This window comes from Amycolatopsis circi (assembly GCF_003385235.1).
Lineage (GTDB): Bacteria > Actinomycetota > Actinomycetes > Mycobacteriales > Pseudonocardiaceae > Amycolatopsis > Amycolatopsis circi.
In genome coordinates this window covers 12,736-29,345 of the sequence record NZ_PQIA01000128.1, presented here as the reverse complement: position 1 = coordinate 29,345, position 16,610 = coordinate 12,736, and the positions used below count along the sequence as shown (strand labels likewise).

The following is a 16,610-nucleotide window of genomic DNA, read 5'->3' as shown; positions in this document are numbered from 1 at the left end:
CCACCACGAACCGCTGCCGCCGAGACCAAACAACCGGAGCGCCCCGACCGCTTAACCGGTGCCACAAGAACTTGCGCCCCGCCGCCCGAACACCCACCACACCTGGTGGCAGCCCCCACCCTCACCGGGGGGCGTCCCCAGATCCATTCTATCCATCCACAGCTTTTCCACGTCCTCTATCTGCAATCTGTGGATAACTCGGGGGTTCTTCCACAGCTGTACACAGGTACCGGGAGTGGGTGTTTCGCGCGCGATCCAGAGCTGGTATGGGGCGCGTCGGACAGGGGTGGGCGGCTACGGGTTCGGAGTGAACCGGCCAGGAACGAGTCGTGCGGTTGACCTCGGATGATGCTGTTCAGGCGCATCGAGAGCCGGGCGAGTTGCAGCGTTCGAAGCACGGGCGGAAGCCCCGGACGGCTGGGCGGGAAGCCGGAGCGCTGAGGGTGATCAGCACGGAGAGTGATCGTCGAGGCTGAGCCGAGCCGGACACTGGGGATCGCGGCGACCGCGTCCGGCGGGTTGTTCATGGTGAGTGCCAGCAAGGTCATTCTGGCTGATCTGAACGGCTTCGAACGGGACTAGACCAAGAGGCCAGAAAGAAAGGGTCAGGCTCGGCCGAGGCTCGGTTCCGCGGTCGTGATCGTCACCTGGCCGAGCAGGCGCTCCAGGGCCGCTTCGACGTCTTCCTTCCAGGTGATCGCCGAGCGCAGTTCCAGGCGCAGCCGCGGGTACTTCGGGTGCGGGCGGACCGTTTTGAAGCCGACGCTCTGCAGGAACGCGGCGGGCAGCACGCACGAATGCTGGCCCAGCGGTTCCTCGTCGTCGGGGGTGGCGTCGCCGAAGGATTCGATCGCGCGGACGCCTCGTTTGGTCAGGTCTTTCGCCACGGCCTGTACCAGCATCCGGCCGAGGCCGCCGCCGCGGAATTCCGGCAGGATCTGGGCCGAGGTGAGCAAGACTGCGTCGGCACTGGGCGGTGACGTCGGGAAGGCGAGCGAGCGGGGCACGGCATTCGGCGGGGCGTACAGCACGAATCCGACCGGCAGCGTGTCGCTGTAGACGATGCGGCCGCAGGAACCCCATTCCAGCAGCACGCTGGACACCCAGGCTTCCTTCTCGACCTCGGTGGAGCCGTACTCCTCGGCCTGCGCCTTCAGGTGCGGCGCGAGTTCCCAGTACACGCACTGGCGGCAGTTCTTGGGCAGGTGCTCGAGATTGTCCAGGGTGACGCCCACCACGCGACGTGACACCTGAAACCTCCCTGGACCCCGCAACTCCGGCCTCGGCGCCCGCAAGAGCGCAGGCAGCACCGGAAGAACCTCCCCGAGGATAGGCCGATGTGATAAGCGCCGGAAGAGCGGGGAGCCGGAAGAGGCCGCGGTTACACTCGATGGATCTACCAGCAGGTACCCACCGAGCCCTCAGGTGTCCGATGACCGAGAACCGCCCAGCCAAGCCGCAGACCGGCCGCCACAATCTCGACCCGCATCTCGACCGGTACGCAGCACGTACCGCCGGGATGACCGCCTCCGAGATCCGCGCGCTTTTCGCAGTGGCAAGCCGGCCGGAGGTCGTCTCGCTCGCCGGCGGCATGCCGAACCTCGCCGCGCTGCCGCTCGACACGCTTTCAGCTCAGGTCGGCGAGATCATCGCCGAGGAGGGGCTCGTCGCCCTGCAGTACGGGTCCGCGCACGGGGTTCCGGCGCTGCGTGACCAGATCTGCGAAATCATGGCTCTCGAGGGCATCAAGGCGCACCCCGACGACGTCGTGGTCACCGTCGGTTCCCAGATGGGCCTCGACATGGTGACCCGGCTCTTCTGCGACCCCGGCGACGTCGTGATCGCCGAAGGCCCGTCGTACGTGGGTGCGCTCGGGTCGTTTTCCGCCTACCAGGCGAACGTCGTGCACGTCGCGATGGACGAGCACGGTCTCGTGCCCGAAGGGCTGCGGGAAGCCTTGCGCCAGGCCGAAAAGGCCGGGCAACGGGTCAAATTCCTTTACACGATCCCGAATTTCCACAACCCGGCCGGCGTTACCTTGTCGGTCGAACGGCGTCCGGAGATCGTCGAGATCTGCCGTGAGCACGGCGTGCTGATCATCGAGGACAACCCGTACGGCCTGCTCGGTTTCGACGGCCAGACCTACCCGGCGCTGCGCTCGCTCGACCCGGACAACGTCGTGTACCTCGGCTCGTTCTCGAAGACGTTCGCCTCCGGGCTGCGCGTCGGCTGGGTGCTCGCGCCGCACGCGGTGCGCGAAAAGCTTGTGCTGGCAGCGGAATCCGCGACGCTGTGCCCCCCGACCTTCAACCAGATGATCGTCTCGCGCTATCTCGCGACGCACGACTGGAAGGGCCAGATCAAGAAGTTCCGGGAGAACTACCGCGAACGCCGCGACGCGATGTTGTCGGCGCTGCAACAATATTTGCCTCCCGGCTGCTCCTGGACCAACCCCGATGGCGGCTTCTACGTGTGGGTCACCGTGCCGGAAGGCGTTGACACCAAAGCGATGTTGCCGCGTGCGGTCACCGCCCGGGTGGCGTACGCGTCCGGCACCGGTTTCTACGCCGACGGTTTCGGCTCCCGCCAGATGCGGTTGTCGTACTGCTACCCGACGCCGGAACGCATCCGCGAGGGCGTGCGTCGGCTCGCCGCGGTGCTCGAGTCCGAAATGGACCTCAACCGCACCTTCGGTAGCGTGAAGGCGCGCACCATCCCGGGGCCCGAGACCCCGTCTCCGGACACGGTCTGACCGGCCCTGCAACACTAAGGAGTTCCCACGGTGGTCGACCGTACCGTTGCCGTGCTCGCCGGCGGGCTTTCCCACGAACGCGACGTTTCGCTCCGCTCCGGGCGCAGGTTGTCCGCCGCGCTGCGGGCCGAGGGCCTCACGGTGGAGGAGTGGGACACCGACGCCGGACTGCTGGAACGGCTGCGCACGCAGCGTCCGGACGCGGTTGTCGTCGCCCTGCACGGCGGCGAGGGCGAGAACGGCTCGGTGCAGACCGTGCTGGAGATGCTCGACGTGCCGTTCGTCGGCACCCATTCACAGGGCTGCCGCCGCGCCTGGGACAAGCCGACCGCCAAGGCGTTCGTGCAGCAGGCCGGGTTCTCGACGCCGGACTGGATTGTGTTGCCGCACAGCACTTTCCGCGAGCTGGGCGCACAGTCGGTGCTCGACGCGATGGTCGAGCGGCTCGGCCTGCCGATGATCCTCAAGCCGGATCAGGGCGGGTCCGCGCTCGGCACGCAGGTGGTCCGGGAAGCGGCGGAGCTGCCCGCGGCGATGGTCGGCTGCTTCGCCTACGGCGACACCGTGCTCGCGGAACGGTTCGTGGACGGCGTTGAAGTGGCCGTCACGGTCGTCGAAGGGGAGAACGGGGCCGAGGCCCTGCCCGCGGTGGAGATCGTGCCGGAGAGCGGCGTCTACGACTACACCGCGCGCTACACCGCCGGTCTCACCGACTTCTTCACCCCGGCCCGGATTTCCGACGAAGCCGCGAAGGCGGTCGGCGAACTCGCCGTCGGTGCGCACCGGTGGCTCGGGCTGCGCGACATCTCGCGGACCGACGCGGTGATCACGCCGGACGGGGGAGTCCACTTCCTCGAAGTGAACCTCTCGCCGGGTCTCACCGAAACGTCAACGGTGCCGATGGCCGTCGAAGCCGCCGGCACCACCCTCGGTTCAGTTTTCGCGGACCTCGTCGCGCGCGCCGTCGCCCGCGCGAACTGAAACCTGGCGGGCGGGGGCGGCGGTCTGCCGCCCCTCCCCGCGCCGGTCGATTGCGGCGGCCACTCCGGGTGACCATGGCCGCCCCGATCCGCAATCATCACCGTGACGAAACGACCCTGGGTGATCCCTAATCGGTTTCGTCGGTCTGATTCGCCGATTTTTCCCCGGAATTCGCGTCGATGATCCCGACGATCCGCTCGAGGTCGTCCACCGAGCCGAACTCGAGAACGATGCGCCCCTTGCGCCGGCCGAGGTCGACCTTCACCCGGGTGTCGAACCGATCGGACAGCCGGTTCGCGAGTTCCTGCAATCCGGGTGCCTGGATCGGCTTGCGGGGAGCGGCCTTCGGCTTGGCCGGCTTCTCGCTCTTCTTCAGCGTGACGGCTTCCTCGGTGGCGCGCACCGACATGCCCTCCGCGACGATCCGTGCCGCCAGTTCCTCCTGGCTTTCCGGATCCTCCAGCGACAGCAGCGCCCGCGCGTGCCCGGCGGACAGGACGCCGGCGGCCACCCGCCGCTGCACGGCGAGGGGGAGTTTGAGCAGCCGGATGGTGTTCGTGATAACCGGACGGCTGCGGCCGATCCGCCCGGCCAGCTCCTCGTGCGTCACCGCGAACTCGTCGAGCAGCTGCTGGTAAGCCGCCGCCTCTTCGAGCGGGTTCAGCTGCACGCGGTGGATGTTCTCCAGCAACGCGTCTCGCAGCATCGACTCGTCGGCGGTCTGCCGCACGATCGCGGGGATCGCCTCGAGTTCCGCCTGCTGCGAGGCCCGCAGCCGGCGCTCGCCCATGACGAGTTCGTACTCGTCGTCGCCGAGTTCGCGGACGACGATCGGCTGCATGAGCCCGAACTCGCGGATCGAATGCTCGAGTTCGGCGAGCGCTTCCTCGTCGAAAACCTGGCGAGGCTGCTTCGGGTTCGGCTTGACCGAGCTGACCGGGATCTCGCGGTACACCGCGCCGGCGACTTCGCCGCCTGCGACCGGCTGGCCCGCGGCTCCGTTCGCCGCGAACCAGCCCTTGTCCTCGCGCACCGCTTGCTCCGCGGGCGTGGCCTCGGTCGCGGCCGGGGGAGGCGTCGCCGGTCCGGTCGGGATCAGGGCCGCCAGTCCGCGGCCGAGCCCTCCTCTGCGCTCAGTCATGTGGTGCTGCTCCTCTCGTTCACACCCCGCTCGGCGATCTCCTTCGCCGCGTCGAGATAGCTCATGGCACCACGTGAGCCGGGGTCGTAGGCGAGGACGGTCTGGCCGTAGCCAGGTGCCTCGGACACCTTCACGCTGCGCGGGATGACGGTCTTCAGCACCGTGTCGCCGAAGTGGTTCCGGACCTCGTTGGTCACCTGGTCGGCCAGTTTGGTGCGACCGTCGTACATGGTGAGCAGAATCGTCGACACGCTGAGTTCGCGGTTGAGGTGCTGCTGCACGAGTTCGATGTTGCTGAGGAGCTGCCCAAGACCTTCGAGCGCGTAGTACTCGCATTGGATCGGAATGAGCACTTCCTGCGCCGCCACCATCGCGTTGACGGTGAGAAGACCGAGCGACGGCGGGCAGTCGATGAAGACGTAGTCGACACCGAGTTCGTCGAGCGCCCCGGACGACAGCGCCTCCTTGAGCCGCGTCTCGCGGTTCGCCATGGAGACGAGTTCGATCTCGGCGCCAGCGAGGTCGATCGTGGCGGGCACGCAGAAGAGGTTGGGGGACTGCTCGCTCTGCTGCGCGGCCTCAGCGATCGAGACCTCGCCGATGAGCACCTCGTAGATCGAGGGCGTCCCGGAGCGGTGGTCGATGTCGAGCGCGGTGCTGGCGTTGCCCTGCGGGTCGAGGTCGATCACCAACGTTTTCAGCCCGTGCACGGCGAGCGCCGCGGCCAGGTTGACGGTGCTGGTCGTCTTGCCGACCCCGCCCTTCTGGTTCGCGACGGTGAGCACCCGGCGACGAGACGGTCGGGGGAGCACCCCTTCCTTGGGGTGGAGCACGCTCGCGGCGCGAACGGCTTCTTCAGCGATCGGCGTCCAGCCCATCTCCTGGCTGGCCTGCGCGGAGTCGGACGGCGGGGGATTCACCGGTCTCGACACCTCCTCCTGGTAGACGATTCGGGGCGTTCACACCGCGATGTTTCACGTGGAACGGCGCGGCTCTTGTCGTTCGCTAGCTCCGTCTGCCGCGTGACCGGTTCGGCTTCGGCGACAGGCGACGGATCAGGACCACCGTGCTGGGGACTTCGAGTACTGCCTTCCCGCACTCAGCGACCTGTGGTTCGGCACCACCGGCCTTGCGCACCGCGTCGCGGTCACGGGAGATCTCTTCAGCGGCGCTGGCGCCTTTGAGGGCAACCAGTCGGCCTTCGGGACGAACCAGGGGAAGGCACCAGCCCGCGAGCCGCGCAAGAGGGGCGACCGCGCGGGCGGTGACGACGTCTGCGCCACCCAGCTGCTCGCGTACGGACCGCTCCTCGGCGCGTCCACGGACGATGGTGATCGGGAGTTCCAGCTTCTCGGCGACCTCGGCCAACCAGTCAACCCGGCGAGCCATGGGTTCCAAGAGCACGATATCGAGGTCCGGTCGAGCGATCGCCAGCGGTACTCCCGGAAGCCCCGCCCCCGACCCGACGTCGACCACGCGCGCATCGGACGGGATCTGCTCGCCGATCACCGCGGAGTTCAGCACGTGCCGCTCCCACAGCCGCTCCACCTCACGCGGGCCGATCAGTCCTCGCTCGACCCCATGAGTTGCCAGCAGCTCGACGTACCCGGCGGCTTGCTCGACGCGCTCCCCGAACACCTCCACCGCCGCGGTCCGGACCGTCCCGGTGGCACCGTCCAAGCTCACTACTCCCACCCCTCGCTCCGCGCGTTTCACGTGAAACGCGCTCGATTGATTGTCCCTGATGCCGACGCCAAATCGAGCCGACAGACCGCAACTGTGGACAACTCCACTCGAGTCGCCGAGCGATCCACAGGTCGTTTCACGTGAAACGCGGTCACCCAGGTGAGAGGGGCGGCGAGTTTCACGTGAAACGCCACGCTTGTAATTCGCTCCGAGGCACCCGCTCGCTGACCGCCCACCCACGTCGAACGTCGGGCTTACCGTACGACGCGCTAGTGGCGGCGACCGCGAGGTGCTGTCAACAGCTCCCGCCGTGCCGACGATCCGAATCGCAGAGGGGGTTGTGGAAGCTGGTGGTTTCTTGCGGCGTGCCGGTGGTGGCGGCGATCGAGTGCGGTGATCATCCGATGAGTGCGTGCCTGTGGGTGCAAGCCGTCGTATGGCTCGTCGTCGACTGTTCGCTGCCTGGACCGAGAATGGCACCTGGCAGCGTCTGCACAACGTGCTGCGCGGCCAGGCCCGCGAACGCGACGAGCGCGACCCGCAACCGTCGGCCGCGATCCTGGACTCGCGGTCGGTCGAAACCAGCGAGGGCGGCGAACAGACCGGATACGACGCGGGAACGCGTGCGGGCCGCAAGTGGCACCTGCTGGTCGACACGGCAGGCTGCTGCTGATCGTGGTCGTGGTTCGGCGTCGAACCAGTACCGGTCGCACTCAGCGAGGGGAAGATCAGCGAGTGCGCCACACCGGTCCGCTTCAAGGGACCGACTGCGGCAGTCGAGCGAGTCGGCCTGACCCACCTCCGACACCGCGCCAGAAGGCAGACATAAAAAGAAGCGGCCCACCGGAATCACTCCGGTGGGCCGCTTCGGCTCAGTGCTCTACGCGGCTCTCCGCGTCCGAGGGCTCAGTCCTCGGGGAAGATCACCACGCGTCGCTTGGGGTCTTCGCCCTCGCTCTCGCTCGTGACGCCCTTAACCGTCGCGACCGCGTCGTGGACGACCTTGCGCTCGAAGGGGCTCATCGGCTGCAGCCGCACCCGCTCGCCGCTCGACAGCACCGACTCGGCGGTGGACCGGCCTAGCTCGCGCAGTTCCTCGCGGCGGTCCGCGCGCCAGCCGGCGATGTCCAGCATCAGCCGGCTGCGCGAGCCGGTCTCCTGCTGGACCGCGAGGCGGGTCAGCTCCTGCAGCGCTTCGAGCACCGTGCCGCGGGGGCCGACCAGCTTCTCCAGGTCGTCGCCGCCGTCGATGCTGACGATCGCGCGGCCGGCTTCGACGTCCAGATCGATGTCGCCGTCGTAGTCGAGCAGGTCCAGCAGACGCTCGAGGTAGTCGCCGGCGATGTCGCCCTCTTGCACGAGAGCGTCGTCACCGCCCGCCTTCGGCTCGGCCGGTGCGCTCGTCTCTTCCTGATCGGCGTCGATCGTGTCGACCGTCTCCGACATCTTCAGTCTCCTCTCCGAACCCGAAGCGTCAGCGACGCTTCCGGCCCGACTTCCTGTTCGAGTCCTTGAGGAGCCCGGGCACTCCGGTGCCGTTCTCCTTCGATCCGTTCTGGTTCGACGTCTGCTCCGGCGCGCTCTCCGCCGGTTCGGCGTCCTTCTTCTCCGAGGAAGCGGCGCCGTCGGACTTGCCGCCGGGGGAGGTCTGCGCGAAGCCGTGCGCCGAACCCGCCTTGGTCACCTTGCCCTGCTGACCCTGCTGCTGGTTCTTCTTCTGCTGCACCGGCTTCTGCCCGACCTTCGGCGCGGTCGGCTTCTGGCCCGGCTTCGGGCCGAGCGACGCGCGCTTCTCGGCCGCCTCTTCCTTGCGAGCCGCCTCTTCCTTGTCGATCTTCGTGTAGACGAGGCGCTGCTGCATGAGGGTCCAGCCGTTGTTCGCCAGCCAGTAGAAGAGCAGGCCGAGCGGGAAGAACGCACCGAACACGAGCACACCGAGCGGGAAGATGTACATGGTGAGCTTGTTCATGATCGCGGTCTGCGCGGTGCCCGCGGCCGACGCGTTCTGCCGCGACACCGAGTGCCGCGCGGTGAGGTGCGTGGCGATCGAGGCGATGATCATCAGCGGCAGCGCGACCGGGAGGACCTCCCAGTGCCACCCGCCGTTCGCGACGTGCCCGGCGACGGCGCCGACGCCGTTGTTGACCGCCTCGCCCATGTTGACGCCGAAGAGCTTGGCGCTCACGTACGAGTTCACGTCGTGCGCGTTGAAGAAGTAGTTCTCGGTCTTCGGCCCGCCGTCGGCCGGCTTCATGGTGAACGCGCGCAGCACGTGGTTCAGGCCGATGAAGACCGGGATCTGGAGGACCATCGGAAGACAGCTGCCGAGCGGGTTGACGCCGTGCTCGCGCTGGAGCTTCTGCATCTCCTGCGCCTGGCGCTGCCGGTCGTTCGCGTACTTCTTCTGGATCTTCTTCATTTCCGGCGCGAAGTCTTGCATCTTCTTCATCGACCGGACCTGGTTCACGAACGGCTTGAACATGATGCCGCGGACGGTGAACGTCAGGAAGATGATGCCCAGGATCCACGAGATCGCGGTCGCTTCCCCGAAGACGAACCCGAAGACCTTGTGCCAACACCACAAGATGAAGGACACGGGGTAGTAGATGAAATCGAGCACTGAGCTACTCCTCGATCGGTGTTTCAGGCGTGCGGTGCCGCCACGAGAACTTCTCGGGCACCGGGTCGCGGCCGGGCGGGGTCCACGGGCCGCAGCGAAGCAGCCGGCGCAGCGCGAGGTAGGAGCCCTTGGCCGCGCCGTGGCGGGTCAGGGCTTCGACTGCGTACGCGCTGCAGCTCGGGTAGAACCGGCAGGCCGGGGGAAGGAAGGGCGAGATCGCCTTGCGGTAGAACCGCACGGGAAGGAGCAGCACCCACGCGACCGGTCCCGGCCGGGGCGGCTTGCCTTCCTCGGGTGCTTCGGTGGTGCTGTGCTCGGAGGTGGCGTCCATGGCCGTTTACACCGCTGATCCGTGGTCGGGTGCCGCGCCCTGCTGACGCGGCTGCCGGGGAGCATCGGCCCCGGCAGGACGGCCGGACGGCGCGAGGCCGAGCCGGCGCAGCGCGGCGTCGAGATCGGAGCCGAGCTCCGCGCTCGACGCGGACGCCGCCGGAGGCAATGCCCGTACCACCAACGAAGTGCCCGCGGGCAGGGTTCCGAGACGCGCGGAAACGAGGTGGCGCAACCGCCGGGTCACCCGGTGGCGCACCACCGAGTTGCCGACGGCCTTGCTCACCACAAAACCCGCCCTGGCCGCGAAGGAAGCGGCCACGGACGGGTCCGTGGTCAACGCATGAACGACGAGGCGGCGCCTGCCGGCTCGGGACCCCCGGCGGAGGACGACCCGGAAGTCCTCGCTCCGCCGCAGACGTGCGCCAGCGGGCAGCACGACGCGGTTCGGCGGAGCCGGATCAGGCGGACAGCTCGGCGCGGCCCTTGCGACGGCGCGCCGCGAGGATGCCACGACCCGCACGGGTCCGCATGCGCAGGCGGAAACCGTGGGTCTTCGCGCGACGACGGTTGTTCGGCTGGAAGGTGCGCTTGCCCTTGCTCACTGCTTCTCCTGTGTCTCGGCCGTCGGGCGACGGCGGATTCCCCGGCGCCCGGCGTGTCGTGCGGGTCGCACGGAAGTTCGTGCTGTCTCCTACCACCGGGTGGTCTCGTCACGACGAGCGACGACATACGTAGGCACGCGAAACGCACCCGTCGCATACGGGAGACCTTACGAGGGTACGCACCCCGGTCGTGAACGCCGCAGGCGCCCCTCCGCCACCCTCGGCGACCGGCCCGCGAGACTGCCTTCCGGCACGGCGCGGCACCGAATGGCAACACGCCGTACACCGTGAAATGCTTGCGCGGCACCACGCCTTGTGGCATCGGGCAGGGCTTGTTAGCGTGCCTCTTCCGGCCTCCGGGCAGGACTGATGCCGCTTCGCTGGCGCCGGGGGTGTGGAGGCACCCGGGGAGTACGCCGAGCCCGCAGGTGGCGTGGCTGCGGACGGCCGTACATTAGTGCACAGCTGTGGACAACTTTGTGGATATCGCTGTGCCGTCGCGCGGGTGAGTCCGGACCGCGTGCTCGAGGCGAGCTTTCCAGGACGTGCTCGGGGTGGGTCCGAGGCGTGCGCGCCGACGAGGGGAGGGGAGTCAGTCCGGTGTCGGAGCACCAGCACAATCTGGGCGTCATCTGGGAGCAGGTGGTGCGGGAGCTGTCCGACGGCACCCTCTCCCCGCAGCAACGAGCCTGGATGCGGGTGACCCGCCCGATCGGTCTCCTCGACGGCACCGCGCTGCTCGCCGCGCCGAGCGACTTCGCGAAGGAAGCCATCGAACGCGCGCTGCGCACCTCGATCACCGAAGCACTGTCCCGTCGGCTCGGCCGTCCGGTGTCGCTCGCGGTGAAGGTCGACAGCACCGAACCGGTAGCGCCGGTACCCCGTTATGCGGCGTCACCCGCCCGGGTGGAAAACGATGTCCCGCATCCGGAGCCGATGCCGATGCCGCCGGCGAGCCCGCACACCGAGAACGGCCAGGCCGACCACGCGCGTCCGGAGCGCCCGAAGCCGAAACCGCCGCCGCGACGGCCTCAGGTCGAAGCAGCCGGTCTTCCGCCGGCGCGCGTCGACCCGCCGCCGCCACCTCAGCAGCAGCCGTTGCACCCGGCCCACCCCGGCCTGGACGATATCGAGGACCCGGACGAAGAAGTCGACGAAGAGGGCGAAGCGCTGGCGACCGCCAACGAGATCTGGCCCCGGTTCGCCGGGCAGCCGATCGCGGGGCAGCCCTACACCGCGCCCGCGCAGCCGCAGACGTCGAAGACGAAGCTGAACGAGAAGTACAACTTCGACACTTTCGTCATCGGTGCCTCCAACCGCTTCGCGCACGCCGCCGCGGTCGCCGTGGCCGAGGCACCTGCCCGCGCGTACAACCCGCTGTTCATCTGGGGCGAGTCCGGGCTCGGCAAGACGCACCTGCTGCACGCCGTCGGGCACTACGCGCAGCGGCTGTTCCCCGGGATGCGCGTGCGGTACGTCTCCACCGAAGAGTTCACGAACGACTTCATCAACTCGCTGCGCGACGACCGCAAGGTCGCCTTCCAGCGGCGCTACCGCGACGTCGACATCCTGCTGGTGGACGACATCCAGTTCCTGGAGGGCAAGGAAGGCACCCAGGAGGAGTTCTTCCACACCTTCAACACGCTGCACAACCAGAACAAGCAGATCGTGGTCAGCTCCGACCGGCCGCCCAAGCGGCTGGAAACCCTGGAGGACCGGCTGCGGACGCGGTTCGAATGGGGCCTGATCACCGACATCCAGCCGCCTGAGCTGGAGACCCGGATCGCGATCCTTCGCAAGAAGGCGGCGCAGGACCGGCTCGCGGTGCCCGGCGACGTGCTGGAGTTCATCGCGTCGCGGGTCGAGGCGAACATCCGCGAACTGGAGGGCGCGCTGATCCGCGTCACCGCGTTCGCGTCGCTGAACCAGCAGCCGGTGGAAGCCGGGCTCGCCGAGATCGTGCTGCGCGACCTGATCCCGGATTCGCACACGCCGGAGATCACCGCGCCGACCATCATGGGCGTCACCGCCGAGTTCTTCGACGTGACGCTCGACGAGCTGTGCGGGCCCGGCAAGACGAAGGCGCTCGCCACGGCCCGCCAGATCGCGATGTACCTCTGCCGCGAGCTGACCGAGATGTCGCTGCCGAAGATCGGGCAGACGTTCGGCGGCCGCGACCACACGACCGTCATGCACGCGGACAAGAAGATCCGCAAGGAGATGGCCGAGCGCAGGCGCATCTACGACCAGGTGCAAGAGCTGACGTCGCGGATCAAGCAGCGCGCCCGCCAGTAGCCAGCTGCCGCGTTTGGACACTCGCTTGTAGACAGTCCTGTTTCGACGCTCGAGGCCACCACGGACCCCCGTGGTGGCCTTTTTGTTGCCCTGACTACGCAGCTGAAGCGTGCGTACGCAGCGGCGCAGGAGCGAAGCACGCGTACGCATCCACAGACGTCCACAGCCTGTGTACACAAAATTCCTCAAACTTATTGATACACAAGGGGTTTTCCCCAGGGTGTGGGCAGTTTGCCCACAGTGCCAACAGATCCCGGAGCTGCGACGACCCGGATTTGCTCCACACCCCGCCCACACCGAATCCACAGGTTGTCCCCAGGGTTGTCCACGCTGATTCCCCAGGTTGCCCACAGGTGATCCACAGCTGTGGTTCGTCACTCACCAGGGCGATCCCGGCCGCTTCGACTGCCCCCAGAGCCTGGGTACAACTCGGCCCCAACCTGGGGACAACCCTGGGGACAACTAGGGCCGACTGTGGATGAATCGGGGACGGCTCGAAACCATCCACGGATCGGCCGAACCATCCACCGATCCGCCACCAGGACTGCCCACAGGCCGCCGCGCCCTGCGACCAGCGCGAACGAGCCCTGTCCACACAATCCACAGCCCCTATTACTGCTACTGGTTTTTCATCTCTTCTAAGAAAGAACAGAACAAAAACAGGCGGAGGACGAAACTGGGGACAAGCCGAGATTCGTGTCGTCTTGTCGACAAACCGAAGGGGAGGCCGAGGTGACGGCACCCCCGGCGACGGCCTAACGTGGATGTCTGCAGCTGGTCCGTTCCCGCGCGGGGCGGACCGGACCGGCGGGGACCCGGTCGCACGCGGTGCTCACAACTGGTGCCCGGCGACCCCTTCACGAGCCGAGGGGCTCGGCTGTCGAAAGGAAGCGCGCATGAAGATCCGCGTCGAGCGCGACGGGCTCGCCGACGCCGTCGCGTGGGTGGCCAGAAGCCTCCCCTCCCGGCCTCCGGTGCCGGTGCTTGGCGGCGTTCTCCTCGACGCGGGCGCGGACGGCGAGTCCGACGCGCTCACGGTCTCCGGCTTCGACTACGAGGTCTCGGCCACGGTCGGCGTTCCCGCGACCATCGCCGACGGCGGACGGCTGCTCGTCTCCGGCCGCCTCCTCGCCGACATCACCAAAGCGCTGCCCGCGCAGCCGGTGGAGATCTCCGTCGACGGCGCCCGCGCCACCATCACGTGCGGCAGCGCCCGGTTCAGCCTCCCGACCATGCCGGTCGAGGACTACCCGCAGCTGCCGTCCCAGCCCGCGCACGCGGGCGAACTCACCGGCGACGTCTTCGGCCAGGCGGTCACCCAGGTCGCCACCGCGGCCGGCAAGGACGACACGCTCCCCATGCTCACCGGCATGCGGCTGGAGATCTCCGGCGAGACGCTGACCCTCGTCGCCACCGACCGGTTCCGGCTCGCCATGCGCGAGTTCACCTGGAAGCCGGCCGAGGGCCTGTCCGACGCCGCGGTGCTCGTCCCGGCTCGCACGCTCGCCGAGGCGGCCAAGACGCTCGGCGGCGCGGGCACCACCGTGCAGCTCGCGCTCGCTTCCGGCGAAGGACTGCTCGGTCTGTCCGGCGCGGGCCGCTACACGACCACCCGGCTGCTCGACGCCGAGTTCCCGCCGTATCGCCAGCTGCTGCCCGCGAACCACACCTCGCGGGCGGTCATCGAGGTCAGCGCGCTCGCCGAGTCGATCAAGCGCGTGTCGCTGGTCGCCGAGCGCGGCACCCAGGTGCGGCTCGAGTTCAGCGACGGCTCCCTGCGGCTGTCCGCCGGCGGCGACGACGAGGGCAGCGCCGAAGAGGAACTGCAGGTCGACTACGAGGGCGAGCCGGTCACCATCGCGTTCAACCCCGGCTACCTCGTCGACGGGCTCGGCGCGCTGCACAGCGACCGGGCCGAGCTGACCTTCACCACCCCCAACCGGCCGGCGCTGATCAAGCCCGCCGACGCCGAGGGCAACGTCGTCCCCGGGTATCTCTACCTGCTCATGCCGGTCCGGCTGCCGGGCTGAGCGCCGCGCGTCCAACCGAGGAAAACCGCTCCAATCCAAAGGGGATCTCATGGTTCAGCTGGGTCTCGTCGGCCTGGGCAAGATGGGCTTCAACATGCGCGAGCGGCTGCGCGCCGCCGGGCACGAGGTGGTCGGATACGACCGCAACGCCGACGTCAGCGACTCGACCTCGCTCGAAGACCTGGTCTCCAAGCTGTCCGGCCCCCGGATCGTGTGGATCATGGTCCCGGCCGGGGAGCCGACCCGCCAGACCGTCACCGAACTCGGGCAGCTGCTGTCCGAGGGCGACCTGGTGATCGACGGCGGGAACTCGAAGTTCACCGACGACAAGCTGAACGCCGACCTGCTCGCTTCGCACGGTGTCGGCTACCTCGACTGCGGCGTCTCCGGCGGTGTGTGGGGCAAGGACAACGGCTACGGCCTGATGGTCGGCGGCGCGGCGTCCGACGTCCAGCGCGCGATGCCGATCTTCGACGCGCTGCGTCCGGAGGGCCCGCGCGAGGAAGGCTTCTCGCACGCTGGCTCGGTCGGCGCCGGGCACTACGCGAAGATGATCCACAACGGCATCGAGTACGGCATCATGCAGGCCTACGCCGAGGGCTTCGAACTGCTCGAAGCGGCGAAGACCGTCGACGACGTGCCCGCCGTGATCAAGGGCTGGCAGCGCGGCACCGTGGTCCGCTCCTGGCTGCTCGACCTGCTGGTGCGCGCGCTGGACGAGGACCCGGACCTGGACGACCTCGAGGGTTACGTCGAGGACTCCGGCGAAGGCCGCTGGACGCTGGAGGAAGCGGTCAACAACGCGGTCCCGGCTCCGGTTCTGTCGGCCGCGCTGTTCGCCCGGTTCTCCTCGCGGCAGAAGGACTCCGCCGCGATGCGCGCCGTCGCCGCGCTGCGCAACCAGTTCGGCGGCCACGCGGTGAAGAAGGCCGGGAGCTAGCTCCCGCGGTCCCCGCCCGTGTATCTGCGACATCTCCAGGTCACCGACTTCCGGTCCTGGCCGCAAGCCGACCTCGCCCTCGAACCGGGGCCGGTCGTGCTCGTCGGCCAGAACGGCCGGGGGAAGACGAACCTGCTCGAAGCGATCGGCTACGTGGCGACCCTCGGTTCGCACCGGGTCGCCACGGACCTGCCGCTCATCCGGCACGGCTGTGAGCGCGCGCTCGTCCGCGTCGCGGTCGTCAACGAAGACCGCGAGCTGACGGTCGAACTCGAGATCACGCCTGGCCGGGCCAACCGTGCCCGCGTGAATCGGGGCGCGGTCGGCAAGCCGCGCGACGTGCTCGGCATTCTGCGTACGGTGCTGTTCTCTCCCGAGGACCTCTCGCTCGTGCGCGGCGATCCGAGCGAACGCCGTCGGTTCATGGACGAACTGCTCGTGCTTCGCGCACCTCGGTACGCGGGCGTGCGCGCGGACTACGAGAAGGTGCTTAAACAGCGCAACGCACTCCTTAAGACCGCGGGCAAACGCCGTACTGGTCGCGAAGACCCGTACGCACTGTCGACGCTCGACGTGTGGGACGACCATCTCTCGGTCGCTGGCGCGCAGCTGCTGGCGGCACGGTTGAACCTCATCGCGGACCTCGCGCCGTACACGGCCGACGCTTATATGGGGGTCGCGCCCGACTCTCGCCCGGCGAAGATCGCGTACAAGTCTTCGCTCGGCGAAGCGCTTCCGCCTTCGTACGGCGTGCCCGATGGAGAGCGTGCGGACGCAGAGGTACTGCGCGAGCTGTTGCTGAAGGCGCTGGCCGACACGCGGCGGCAGGAACTGGAGCGAGGCATCAGTCTCGTCGGCCCGCATCGGGACGAGCTGGAGCTGATTCTCGGTGAGGTCCCGGCGAAGGGGTACGCGAGCCACGGCGAGTCGTGGTCGTTCGCGCTCGCATTGCGGCTCGGAAGTTACGAGCTTCTGCGTGCCGAAGCGGGCGAACCGGTGTTGTTGCTGGACGATGTCTTTGCCGAACTCGACCGCAAGCGCCGGGCCCGGCTGGCCGAAGTCTCCGCGAGCGCCGAGCAGGTGCTCATCACCGCGGCGGTGGCCGAGGATGTGCCCGAGGAGCTGGCCGGCGCGAGGTTCACGGTGGCCGACGGGGAGGTGAACCGTGCCTGAACAGCCACGACGACCACGCGGGGTGACCGGCGTCACGCGGGTTGCCCACCGATCTGG

Annotated in this window: 16 protein-coding genes and 1 pseudogene; 8 read left to right on the top strand and 9 right to left on the bottom strand. The window is 68.4% G+C overall.

The features are described 5' to 3' along the window. Positions 1-459 precede the first annotated feature (459 nt). On the top strand, positions 460-582 hold the full coding sequence (locus D0D37_RS48550; RefSeq protein WP_279630351.1) for a hypothetical protein: 123 nt from the start codon (positions 460-462) through the stop codon (positions 580-582). A 23-nt stretch (positions 583-605) separates the two neighbouring features. Here D0D37_RS48550 and D0D37_RS37020 read toward each other — a convergent pair whose 3' ends face one another. Next, positions 606-1,250, bottom strand: a complete 645-nt coding sequence (locus tag D0D37_RS37020; RefSeq protein ID WP_116205236.1) for a GNAT family N-acetyltransferase — start codon at positions 1,248-1,250, stop codon at positions 606-608. A gap of 182 nt (positions 1,251-1,432) precedes the next feature. Here D0D37_RS37020 and D0D37_RS37015 point away from each other — a divergent pair, with 182 nt between their 5' ends. Both D0D37_RS37015 and D0D37_RS37010 read left to right on the top strand, forming a co-directional pair. Further along, positions 1,433-2,752 carry an aminotransferase-like domain-containing protein gene (locus D0D37_RS37015; RefSeq protein ID WP_116205235.1) on the top strand — a complete coding sequence of 440 codons (1,320 nt, stop codon included), beginning with the start codon at positions 1,433-1,435 and terminating at the stop codon, positions 2,750-2,752. A 30-nt stretch (positions 2,753-2,782) separates the two neighbouring features. Continuing rightward, positions 2,783-3,733 carry a D-alanine--D-alanine ligase family protein gene (locus D0D37_RS37010; protein WP_116205234.1) on the top strand — a complete coding sequence of 317 codons (951 nt, stop codon included), beginning with the start codon at positions 2,783-2,785 and terminating at the stop codon, positions 3,731-3,733. Positions 3,734-3,860: 127 nt separating this feature from the next. Here the strand turns inward: D0D37_RS37010 and D0D37_RS37005 are convergent, their stop codons facing one another. The 3 genes from D0D37_RS37005 to rsmG form a co-directional block, all read right to left on the bottom strand. After that, positions 3,861-4,874 (bottom strand): ParB/RepB/Spo0J family partition protein, encoded by a 1,014-nt coding sequence (locus D0D37_RS37005; protein WP_116205233.1) that lies wholly within the window; start codon positions 4,872-4,874, stop codon positions 3,861-3,863. Next, the gene (locus D0D37_RS37000) at positions 4,871-5,794 is read right to left on the bottom strand and encodes a ParA family protein (RefSeq protein WP_116205232.1); all 924 of its coding nucleotides are present in this window, start codon (positions 5,792-5,794) and stop codon (positions 4,871-4,873) included. Before D0D37_RS37000 ends, D0D37_RS37005 begins: the two co-directional genes overlap by 4 nt. An 85-nt stretch (positions 5,795-5,879) precedes the next feature. After that, a complete protein-coding gene (gene rsmG, locus D0D37_RS36995; RefSeq protein WP_116205231.1) occupies positions 5,880-6,560 on the bottom strand; it encodes a 16S rRNA (guanine(527)-N(7))-methyltransferase RsmG in 681 nt (226 codons plus the stop codon). A gap of 454 nt (positions 6,561-7,014) precedes the next feature. Here rsmG and D0D37_RS36990 point away from each other — a divergent pair. After that, positions 7,015-7,224, top strand: a pseudogene (locus tag D0D37_RS36990) (IS5/IS1182 family transposase); the annotation flags it as partial. A 242-nt stretch (positions 7,225-7,466) separates the two neighbouring features. Here D0D37_RS36990 and D0D37_RS36985 read toward each other — a convergent pair. The 5 genes from D0D37_RS36985 to rpmH are packed head-to-tail and all read right to left on the bottom strand — an operon-like array spanning position 7,467 to position 10,115. Continuing rightward, positions 7,467-8,006: a Jag family protein gene (locus D0D37_RS36985; protein WP_067578310.1), complete on the bottom strand. Its 540-nt coding sequence runs from the start codon at positions 8,004-8,006 to the stop codon at positions 7,467-7,469. Positions 8,007-8,034: 28 nt separating this feature from the next. Next, complete coding sequence (yidC, locus tag D0D37_RS36980; protein ID WP_116205229.1) at positions 8,035-9,180, bottom strand: membrane protein insertase YidC; 1,146 nt, start codon at positions 9,178-9,180, stop codon at positions 8,035-8,037. A 4-nt stretch (positions 9,181-9,184) separates the two neighbouring features. Beyond that, positions 9,185-9,511, bottom strand: a complete 327-nt coding sequence (yidD, locus tag D0D37_RS36975; protein ID WP_116205228.1) for a membrane protein insertion efficiency factor YidD — start codon at positions 9,509-9,511, stop codon at positions 9,185-9,187. Positions 9,512-9,517: 6 nt separating this feature from the next. Then, positions 9,518-9,949 carry a ribonuclease P protein component gene (gene rnpA / locus D0D37_RS36970; protein WP_116205227.1) on the bottom strand — a complete coding sequence of 144 codons (432 nt, stop codon included), beginning with the start codon at positions 9,947-9,949 and terminating at the stop codon, positions 9,518-9,520. Positions 9,950-9,971: 22 nt separating this feature from the next. Beyond that, positions 9,972-10,115 (bottom strand): 50S ribosomal protein L34, encoded by a 144-nt coding sequence (gene rpmH, locus D0D37_RS36965; RefSeq protein ID WP_116205226.1) that lies wholly within the window; start codon positions 10,113-10,115, stop codon positions 9,972-9,974. Between the two features lie 600 nt (positions 10,116-10,715). On the opposite strand from rpmH, the gene dnaA reads away from it, so the two are divergent. From dnaA to recF, 4 genes are all read left to right on the top strand, one after another. Further along, positions 10,716-12,410: a chromosomal replication initiator protein DnaA gene (gene dnaA, locus D0D37_RS36960; RefSeq protein ID WP_116205225.1), complete on the top strand. Its 1,695-nt coding sequence runs from the start codon at positions 10,716-10,718 to the stop codon at positions 12,408-12,410. An 896-nt stretch (positions 12,411-13,306) separates the two neighbouring features. Further along, positions 13,307-14,440 carry a DNA polymerase III subunit beta gene (dnaN, locus tag D0D37_RS36955; protein ID WP_116205224.1) on the top strand — a complete coding sequence of 378 codons (1,134 nt, stop codon included), beginning with the start codon at positions 13,307-13,309 and terminating at the stop codon, positions 14,438-14,440. A gap of 49 nt (positions 14,441-14,489) precedes the next feature. Beyond that, the gene (gnd, locus tag D0D37_RS36950) at positions 14,490-15,380 is read left to right on the top strand and encodes a phosphogluconate dehydrogenase (NAD(+)-dependent, decarboxylating) (RefSeq protein ID WP_116205223.1); all 891 of its coding nucleotides are present in this window, start codon (positions 14,490-14,492) and stop codon (positions 15,378-15,380) included. An 18-nt stretch (positions 15,381-15,398) separates the two neighbouring features. Then, entirely contained in the window at positions 15,399-16,553 is a 1,155-nt protein-coding gene (recF, locus tag D0D37_RS36945) for a DNA replication/repair protein RecF (protein WP_116205222.1), read from the top strand. The last annotated feature ends 57 nt before the right edge of the window (positions 16,554-16,610 follow it).